8 protein-coding genes and 1 CRISPR repeat array are annotated in these 9,240 nt (G+C 28.5%); of the genes, 2 read left to right on the top strand and 6 right to left on the bottom strand.

Annotated elements, in window-relative coordinates; all coding sequences use genetic code 11:
• Positions 1-107 precede the first annotated feature (107 nt).
• The gene (locus tag M2475_RS04170) at positions 108-857 is read right to left on the bottom strand and encodes a sugar isomerase domain-containing protein (protein ID WP_277489779.1); all 750 of its coding nucleotides are present in this window, start codon (positions 855-857) and stop codon (positions 108-110) included.
• Between the two features lie 60 nt (positions 858-917).
• A complete protein-coding gene (locus M2475_RS04165; protein ID WP_277489778.1) occupies positions 918-1,652 on the bottom strand; it encodes an SIS domain-containing protein in 735 nt (244 codons plus the stop codon).
• Between the two features lie 312 nt (positions 1,653-1,964).
• Here M2475_RS04165 and M2475_RS04160 point away from each other — a divergent pair, with 312 nt between their 5' ends.
• A complete protein-coding gene (locus M2475_RS04160) occupies positions 1,965-2,402 on the top strand; it encodes a GyrI-like domain-containing protein (protein ID WP_277489777.1) in 438 nt (145 codons plus the stop codon).
• A 62-nt stretch (positions 2,403-2,464) separates the two neighbouring features.
• Here M2475_RS04160 and M2475_RS04155 read toward each other — a convergent pair whose 3' ends face one another.
• Together M2475_RS04155 and M2475_RS04150 are read right to left on the bottom strand one after the other, a co-directional pair.
• Entirely contained in the window at positions 2,465-3,256 is a 792-nt protein-coding gene (locus M2475_RS04155) for a hypothetical protein (protein WP_277489776.1), read from the bottom strand.
• 63 nt (positions 3,257-3,319) lie between these two features.
• On the bottom strand, positions 3,320-3,604 hold the full coding sequence (locus M2475_RS04150; RefSeq protein ID WP_277489775.1) for a hypothetical protein: 285 nt from the start codon (positions 3,602-3,604) through the stop codon (positions 3,320-3,322).
• 97 nt (positions 3,605-3,701) lie between these two features.
• Here M2475_RS04150 and M2475_RS04145 point away from each other — a divergent pair, with 97 nt between their 5' ends.
• Positions 3,702-4,673, top strand: coding sequence for a WYL domain-containing protein (locus M2475_RS04145; RefSeq protein ID WP_277489774.1), 972 nt, complete (start codon positions 3,702-3,704; stop codon positions 4,671-4,673).
• Positions 4,674-4,707: 34 nt separating this feature from the next.
• A CRISPR array of direct repeats spans positions 4,708-8,170; the repeat unit is 36 nt; unit sequence GTTTTGTTACTATTCAAAATTACATATCACTAAAAC.
• Between the two features lie 52 nt (positions 8,171-8,222).
• On the opposite strand, the gene csn2 is transcribed toward M2475_RS04145, so the two are convergent.
• Entirely contained in the window at positions 8,223-8,930 is a 708-nt protein-coding gene (gene csn2, locus M2475_RS04140) for a type II-A CRISPR-associated protein Csn2 (protein ID WP_277489772.1), read from the bottom strand.
• On the bottom strand, positions 8,927-9,232 hold the full coding sequence (gene cas2, locus M2475_RS04135) for a CRISPR-associated endonuclease Cas2 (RefSeq protein ID WP_277489771.1): 306 nt from the start codon (positions 9,230-9,232) through the stop codon (positions 8,927-8,929). Before cas2 ends, csn2 begins: the two co-directional genes overlap by 4 nt.
• Positions 9,233-9,240 lie beyond the last annotated feature (8 nt).

Raw genomic sequence — 9,240 nt, 5'->3', positions numbered from 1 at the left:
TTATAGAGGATTCACCTCTGAAGCAAGACAATTGCACTTTTTTGATAGATTATAGTTAATTTTATTTAGCTATTGACATCTAATAGTTTGTCTTTCAAAAGTTCATTTTATAGATTACGAATCTTATAGAAATATTTATCCACCATTTTTTGATTATGTTTTGTGTATTTTTCATCCATAAGCGTCAAGTGTCCATTATAATAAACATCTGGTTCAATCCCTTTTTCTACTAGCAATTCAACCATTTGACATAAAATAACATTTTGTAAGAACACATTTGGTATGGTGCTTGTAGCACCTACCTTCATTCCAAATCCATCAATTTCAACTGCTGCATCACCTATAAGTGAGCAGTTATCCAATACCACATCTGCAATATCTTTTAGTTTCACATTATCACGATGTCTCGTTTTTAAATATTCACTATAATCTACTGCGGTAATGGCAATCACTGGTATTCCCTTCTCTTTTGCGCGTATTGCTGCATCTACTGGCATAATATTATTACCAGAGTTAGAAATAATAATCATACAATCGTTTGGTGTAATACGATGATAATCTACAACATATCTACCAAGATCATATGTATTTTCTACCCAATTACTTTTGGTAATCTCTGTACTACCAGTAGCACTCTGCTCAACAATGGCATAGTAATTTGCTGGTGTTGAAGCCCGCCAAAACGCATCACCAATCACATGATACGAGTGACCAACACCAAAGCCATAAATTAATCCACCTTGTTCAGTCGTCTTTGCAAGAAGCTCAGCAGCACGCATAATATTGTCTCCTTGCGTTTGCTTAATTTTATCAATTACACCTTGCATGACGTCAAAATACGATTCCCATGCTTTCATCCCTATTCACCTCTTTCATTCATCTGAAGTTCATCAGCCTATAGTAGTATTTAATACAAGTTAAAATCCATCAACCATATGTTTATATCGAGATAAGTGAGCAAGATTTACTTCATCTCCCCCATCTGTATTAGAACTTATGAACACTGGTGGTTCAACATGTTCTTCATAACAAAGTTCGATTGTTCTTGAAGTGATACAATCCATTGCCAACATTCCAAGAATTGTACTTGTTCCCGTAAACTTGCTCTTATAATTTGGCAAACTCAAACATGCATCTCCATATTCACATTTAATATCAATTACAACATCAACAACATCAATAAGGTTTTTCCCATTTGAATGTCGTGATGTAACTTTATCGCTAAATGCTTTTGAAGTTAAAGCAATAACTTTCATTCCCTTTGCCTTAGCAGCCAAAGCCATATCGATAACCGAAGCATTTCTACCTGAAATAGAAATAATCATCATTGTGTCATCTTCATGTGTATCATATTGCTCTAAAGCTAGTTGAGAGAATCCCTCAACACGCTCTTGGAAAGTACTAAGCTTTGCTTTGGGTGAAAGTGCCACATGCGGTAACAATATCGCATTGACAGGCACAAGTCCCCCTGCTCGATAGAAAATCTCCATCGCAAACATTTGCGAATGTCCACAGCCATACACATGAATGAGTCGATCTTTCATGATTGAATTTGCACAACATCTAGCTGCTTCTTCGATTCCACCATCATCTGCCATCTGACTCTCCATTTGACTTTTCACTTTTTCATAAAGTTCCAAATGCTTTTTCATACAACACCTCCTTTCTAAACATCATAACGTCATAACCAGTTAATGTAAAAAAATATGATTGTTCTCTCAATACTTCTAACTTTTCTACTACAAACTCAAAGAAATAATATTTCTCTGCCTTCACCATCATAATAACTGGTTATAACCAGTTTGTCAATTTATATTTTATTTATTTGAATTATTAAGTTTCATTACTTCTTTTCCTTTGATTATAAATCATCTTTTTAAAAATTAAGTTGAAATTCATTTTAATAGCACTTATGATGCAATTGTTGAAGTCGACATCAGCAAATTAGAAATGGAGAAAAGTTTATGAGAAAAGAAAAGTTTACAAATATAACTATAAGTTATATGCGAAGAATTGGACCTTATGGTTCAAAGAATATAGAACTAATGGAATCATTAAAAGAACATATAAAGTCCAAAGACCTTTTTAATGACCAATTAGTTATCTTAGGAATCGCATTGGATGATCCTAATAATACCCCGCCCAATCAACTAAGATATGATGTCGGATTGATTACAGGTGAAGATGGAGTAGAGGGATTAAAGACTAGAAAAATTGATGATGGACTCTATGCCATTTTTGAAGTAGAACATACCCAAGAAGGCGTTCATAGCTTTTGGGAAAATATAAAAGAATTAACTGCTAATTTAAATATAGATTATCAAAGACCAATTTTAGAAAGATACACTATGAGGAAAATCAAAAATCACATGTGTGAATTTTGTGTACCTTTAATTGAATAATCACATTAATAAAAAGATAGCTTCTAATGATTGATTGCAATCAAAGAAACTATCTTTTTTGCTTAATTAGAATAATTTCTACTATTATAGTAAGCAATCATATTATCAACAAAAAATTCGACTTCTTTTTCGATATCATCATTATTTGTTACCACAAAACCGCCTCCATAAGGTGCTCCCTGCCTTATTCCATGATAATTATAATATGATTCACTATCAATAAAGGCTAATTTTGTTTGGTTATTATAAGTAAAATAGTAATTAAACATCTCGTTTTTATAATCGACAAAATCAACTTGATAATATCTTTCATGATATATGATAATTTTCTCTCCAGTTTTTTCCAATATGTATTTTTCAAACAATCCAACTATTTCATTTTCATCTAATTTTTGCACTTCAGGAATATAGTACCATTCATTTTCACCATCATCCTTATCTGAAGCAATATTTCTTATTAGCATAGTATGTTCTACACTATTACCTTGATATGAAAAACTATACCTATCAAATCTTCGAAAATTCAAATATGATGCTATTCCTTTTGAATTTTCTAGTTTGAAAACTTCTTCATATCTTTTGTCTTCATAGTTATTTATTTTAGATATTTCAAATAATGGTGCTGTTTCTTTAATACTATCTCTATTTTGCTGTTCCATTATTGAATTTGCTTGTATTGCAATAGCAGTGGTTATTATTGCAATAAATATTTTTGAATATAATCCAATTATTGGGTTATTAGATTCAATATGCCTACTTATACTTTGCTTTAAATACTTCGAATCCATATACGCAATAATTATCATAATTAATACTCCAATTATTGTAATCCACATAAGTTCTGAAAATTTCATATTATCATCCCCCTCAAATAATTATATAATTAAGTACTTTCATTCAAAATCAAATTTCAATTTCTATTGTCTAATTTCTGCAATTACTGATTTCCCTACAATAAAGCGAACTTCAATTATTTGATTATCCTCAATAAAATCATAAATTCTTCCTGCACTTCTACACCCTTTAGCAACCGTACGCACACTATTAGCCACGTATCCAACAACTACATCATCTATATTTTTCACACAAATAGCTTCTTCATCATATATGTTGGTTGGATCCTTTTCCAATTGAAAATTAGCTCCAACTCGAAACAAATCTATCCCTAAACACTGTTGTATTCCAACTATTGTAATAAACATAATAAATCCTCCTTTTACCACTTTATTTTATCAACCCATCTGTACATTATTTGTGCCATGTGTTATTTTATAATTACAACAGAAAGAGAGTAAAACTATGGAAGAAAAGAAGTCTTTAGTATTAGCTTTATTAGATATTTTAATACATGAAAGTGATGAAAATCATATTTTAAGAAAAGAAGAAATTCTTAAATTATTAGAAATAAAATATTCCATGAATATTGAAAGAAGAACTTTATATAGCAATATAAAACTCTTGCAGAATTTTGGGTATGATATCAGTGATTATAAAGACAACGGAATTGGTTATTATTTGATTGATCGACAATTTGAAAGAAGTGAAATTAACCTATTGTGCCATAGTATTCACTCTTCTCATATTATTCCAGACTCTTTAAGCAAAGACTTAATTAATAAACTATTGTCTACTCAAAATAAATATGTTGCAAATGATTTTAAAAATAGAGTATATGCAAAGAATTATAGAAAATCTCAAAATAAACAATTCTTTTTAAATATTGATTTGTTACTAGAAGCGATACAAGCTCGTAAACCCATCAATTTCATATATACAAAATACAATCACAAAAAAGAAAGAATACCACGTAGAGAAAAACAATATGAAGTATCTCCTTATGATATTGTCTATGCTAATGGTTGTTGCTATTTAATATCATTCAATGAAAAATATAAAAACTTATCCCACTATCGAGTTGATAAAATGAAAGATATTATCATAGAAAAAGAAAAATCCTTTTTCTACGAAGAAGAATTTAACTCTTATGAATATATAACATCTAAATTATACATGTACAGTGGTAATGAGGTAAATGTATTACTCCGCTGTAACAATACCATATTAGATGATGTAATAGATACATTTGGTACTAATACATTTATTAAGGAAGAAAAAGATAAAAACACATTTATAGCCAAAATCACATCTAGTAAAGAAGGAATCATTTACTGGTCTTTGCAATATTTAAAATATTGTACTGTTTTAGAGCCAGCAGAAATCAAAACGGAAATTAAAAGCATTTTAAAATCTGCAATAAAAAAATATGATTAAATGGTGGTAGTAATTTATAATAAATTACTGCCTCTTTTTCAAATATTCATTAATTACATATCACTAAAACAATCCCCATCTTCTAAATCTTTTACTGCAGTTTTATTACTATTCAAAATTACATATCACTAAAACTTAAATATTTGACATTTAATCATTCTTATGGTTTTGTTACTATTCAAAATTACATATCACTAAAACAACGACTTGGTATGAAAATTTTTCAATAGAGTTTTGTTACTATTCAAAATTACATATCACTAAAACTCTTGCGGACAAATGACGATTAGATTTTTAGTTTTGTTACTATTCAAAATTACATATCACTAAAACTGGTCAGATGGATGGAAGAAGTTGACTTTCGTTTTGTTACTATTCAAAATTACATATCACTAAAACGAATTGGACGCAAGATTAGATGTTGATGTTGTTTTGTTACTATTCAAAATTACATATCACTAAAACCATGGGGCAACAAACTTACCCTCACTCTTGGTTTTGTTACTATTCAAAATTACATATCACTAAAACAAGATTCCAACTTCTTTTTCTTCTTGTTCAGTTTTGTTACTATTCAAAATTACATATCACTAAAACTCAGTCAGCAGCTAGTAACACTGGTAAAGAGTTTTGTTACTATTCAAAATTACATATCACTAAAACCTTGTTGCGAAAGCATTGTTAATTGATTTTGTTTTGTTACTATTCAAAATTACATATCACTAAAACTATTTGTGCTTGGTCGTCTCTTAATTTATCGTTTTGTTACTATTCAAAATTACATATCACTAAAACTGCTATTAATGGCAATCCCTCAAGCTTTTGGTTTTGTTACTATTCAAAATTACATATCACTAAAACAATCGGCACGGGTCAAGTGTGTTTTCCGATGTTTTGTTACTATTCAAAATTACATATCACTAAAACACTAAAGCAAATAATTGCCCTAATGCTTTCGTTTTGTTACTATTCAAAATTACATATCACTAAAACAGGTCAAAACTAAATAAGGAAGATACCGACGTTTTGTTACTATTCAAAATTACATATCACTAAAACAGCTCCTTATTTAACTGTTTCTATTATAGCGTTTTGTTACTATTCAAAATTACATATCACTAAAACGCTATTAACGGCAATCCCTCAAGCTTTTGCGTTTTGTTACTATTCAAAATTACATATCACTAAAACAGTTGATACAATTATAAAATTCGATTTAGAGTTTTGTTACTATTCAAAATTACATATCACTAAAACACGACGAGCTCGGCGTCTTCTATTAACTTAGTTTTGTTACTATTCAAAATTACATATCACTAAAACCGGGAATATTGGTGTCATGACATTTAATCAGTTTTGTTACTATTCAAAATTACATATCACTAAAACTAAAACGAAGCCATAAATACTCTTGCTCTTGTTTTGTTACTATTCAAAATTACATATCACTAAAACTTAAAGAAAGAGGTAAAAAATGAAAACCACGTTTTGTTACTATTCAAAATTACATATCACTAAAACTTAATCACAGTTGTATCATTGATGTAGAATGTTTTGTTACTATTCAAAATTACATATCACTAAAACCTTGGGGTAGCTTTATCTTCGCCATCTTTTGTTTTGTTACTATTCAAAATTACATATCACTAAAACCGTAAGCCATTAAGAACATCTTCGTTTGTGTTTTGTTACTATTCAAAATTACATATCACTAAAACACCCACATTGTTCTAAGTGAAGACAAAACGGTTTTGTTACTATTCAAAATTACATATCACTAAAACGAACTAGACGCGAGATTAGATGTTGACGTTGTTTTGTTACTATTCAAAATTACATATCACTAAAACTATATCGTCGTCCATTTCTGTCGGAATAAGTTTTGTTACTATTCAAAATTACATATCACTAAAACTAGATACCATTGAGATACAATTTTGATAGAGTTTTGTTACTATTCAAAATTACATATCACTAAAACATGAACTCTAAAATTTCATCATGATTAAAGTTTTGTTACTATTCAAAATTACATATCACTAAAACTCGCATGAAATTATTAGTTACTATGCACATGTTTTGTTACTATTCAAAATTACATATCACTAAAACACTTACACATATTATATGGTGTTTGATGTTGTTTTGTTACTATTCAAAATTACATATCACTAAAACAGCGGAAGTGCAAGGGTATCACAGAAAAAAGTTTTGTTACTATTCAAAATTACATATCACTAAAACAGCAAGTTATACATTTGCTCTTTTATAACTGTTTTGTTACTATTCAAAATTACATATCACTAAAACAATCAACATGAGCAGATGTTAATATGTGGTGTTTTGTTACTATTCAAAATTACATATCACTAAAACGAGGTTTATGCAGTAGCAACAAAGAAGGATGTTTTGTTACTATTCAAAATTACATATCACTAAAACTATATCGTCGTCCATTTCTGTCGGAATAAGTTTTGTTACTATTCAAAATTACATATCACTAAAACTGTATTAAATGTTTCTATATCAAAATCGTAGTTTTGTTACTATTCAAAATTACATATCACTAAAACGTTGCAATAGATGCTTTTGCTGTTGCAAATGTTTTGTTACTATTCAAAATTACATATCACTAAAACACAAATCTATATTTGTATAGGTTCCTGTTTGTTTTGTTACTATTCAAAATTACATATCACTAAAACATGAACTCTAAAATTTCATCATGATTAAAGTTTTGTTACTATTCAAAATTACATATCACTAAAACTTTCACGCACGCGCGAAATACTTCCACAGTCGTTTTGTTACTATTCAAAATTACATATCACTAAAACTCAGCACCTTCCATGATTTGTAACCAACCGGTTTTGTTACTATTCAAAATTACATATCACTAAAACAACACTATTTCGCTATCTTCCACTAACTTAGTTTTGTTACTATTCAAAATTACATATCACTAAAACAGGCAATAGTGAATAGCTTTGATAGTGCCAGTTTTGTTACTATTCAAAATTACATATCACTAAAACATATTCGATTTCCCAATATACGATTATCCAGTTTTGTTACTATTCAAAATTACATATCACTAAAACATTTTAAAACTCATTTTTTTATTCCTCTCTGTTTTGTTACTATTCAAAATTACATATCACTAAAACTAACAAAAGTGACTCTCAATCCAGGTTAGAGTTTTGTTACTATTCAAAATTACATATCACTAAAACATACTTACACAATCGACTATGAGGTGGAGAGTTTTGTTACTATTCAAAATTACATATCACTAAAACACACTAGGTAAGTGGTATAAACTTATTAATGTTTTGTTACTATTCAAAATTACATATCACTAAAACTTCTAGACCTCTACTACGAGATCGTGTACTGTTTTGTTACTATTCAAAATTACATATCACTAAAACACCAGATGGTGTATCAATTATGGTAAATGAGTTTTGTTACTATTCAAAATTACATATCACTAAAACCTCAAATAGATTTTTAGTGATATGTTTTCTGGGCATCACTCCAGTGAATAGTTTAATTTATTATAACATATTCTTCATAATCATCATCAATATAATATATTCTTTCATTCTCACAAACAACACTTTTATAAGCTTCTAAAGTTTTGGTAGATCTATCAATAAATAAAACTCCTATTTTATGATAAACTATAAATTTTATTATTTCTTCATATTGTTGCTTTGTTAATACATTTTTAATATTTGGAAATATAACTAATGCATATAATTCTAGCTCTACAATCAATTCTAAAATTCGCATCAAATTATTATAAATACTAAAGTCTTGTTGTTCTATACGCAAATTAAACATTTTCAAAACTGAAGTAAAATCTATTTCATTTGTGATTTCTAAATCCATATCAAATTCTGAAATTGCATGTAATACTATATTTTGTAAATCATTGATTTTTTTATCAAACCTTTCTTCATTATCTACATCAAAAAAGTAATCTTCATATATTTTCAAATAAAGCTTATTTACTAGTTTTCTCTGATTAAAATCAAAATTCAACACATCAAAGATACAACATACATCCCCAGGATCCAATATATTTTCCTCGTAATCCAAAAGTACAAACTCTCTTTTTTCAGAAAGTTTTCTTGTATGCATATAAAATCTCTCAATTATATTGGAAAACTTTGCTACATCTTCAACAATTAAGGAAACAATATTATCATTGAACTCTAAGCAGCTCTCAAAATGTGTACTTTTAAGTTTCATATTATTATCACCCTTTCAATATCATCAAGAATATTAGAACTTGATTTTCCCAATACAAATTCAATGTTATTATATTGTTTTTCTGTAATTGTTAATAACTGTATAAGTCCATATGTCGGTTTATTTTGGTCTACTTTTTTATAAATAAATCTAGCACTACCTGAATTCAATACCAATTTCGAATATACTGATTCTTGTACCATAATAAATCCTTCTTTAATCAAAAATTTACGAAATTTTCTATATCTTTTTTTATCTTCATTTGTAACCATCGGCAAATCAAAAAACAAAACGACTCTCATTTGTCTGT

The organism is Breznakia sp. PF5-3, from assembly GCF_029504745.1.
Lineage (GTDB): Bacteria > Bacillota_I > Bacilli_A > Erysipelotrichales > Erysipelotrichaceae > Breznakia.
This window is presented reverse-complemented; position numbering and strand designations above follow the sequence as displayed.

Excerpts from the sequence above, each read along its gene's own strand:
- M2475_RS04170 (WP_277489779.1), bottom strand. The coding sequence starts at position 857 with ATGAAAGCATGGGAATCGTATTTTGACGTCATGCAAGGTGTAATTGAT.
- M2475_RS04165 (WP_277489778.1), bottom strand. The coding sequence starts at position 1,652 with ATGAAAAAGCATTTGGAACTTTATGAAAAAGTGAAAAGTCAAATGGAG.
- M2475_RS04160 (WP_277489777.1), top strand. The coding sequence starts at position 1,965 with ATGAGAAAAGAAAAGTTTACAAATATAACTATAAGTTATATGCGAAGA.
- M2475_RS04155 (WP_277489776.1), bottom strand. The coding sequence starts at position 3,256 with ATGAAATTTTCAGAACTTATGTGGATTACAATAATTGGAGTATTAATT.
- M2475_RS04150 (WP_277489775.1), bottom strand. The coding sequence starts at position 3,604 with ATGTTTATTACAATAGTTGGAATACAACAGTGTTTAGGGATAGATTTG.
- M2475_RS04145 (WP_277489774.1), top strand. The coding sequence starts at position 3,702 with ATGGAAGAAAAGAAGTCTTTAGTATTAGCTTTATTAGATATTTTAATA.
- csn2 (WP_277489772.1), bottom strand. The coding sequence starts at position 8,930 with ATGAAACTTAAAAGTACACATTTTGAGAGCTGCTTAGAGTTCAATGAT.
- cas2 (WP_277489771.1), bottom strand. The coding sequence starts at position 9,232 with ATGAGAGTCGTTTTGTTTTTTGATTTGCCGATGGTTACAAATGAAGAT.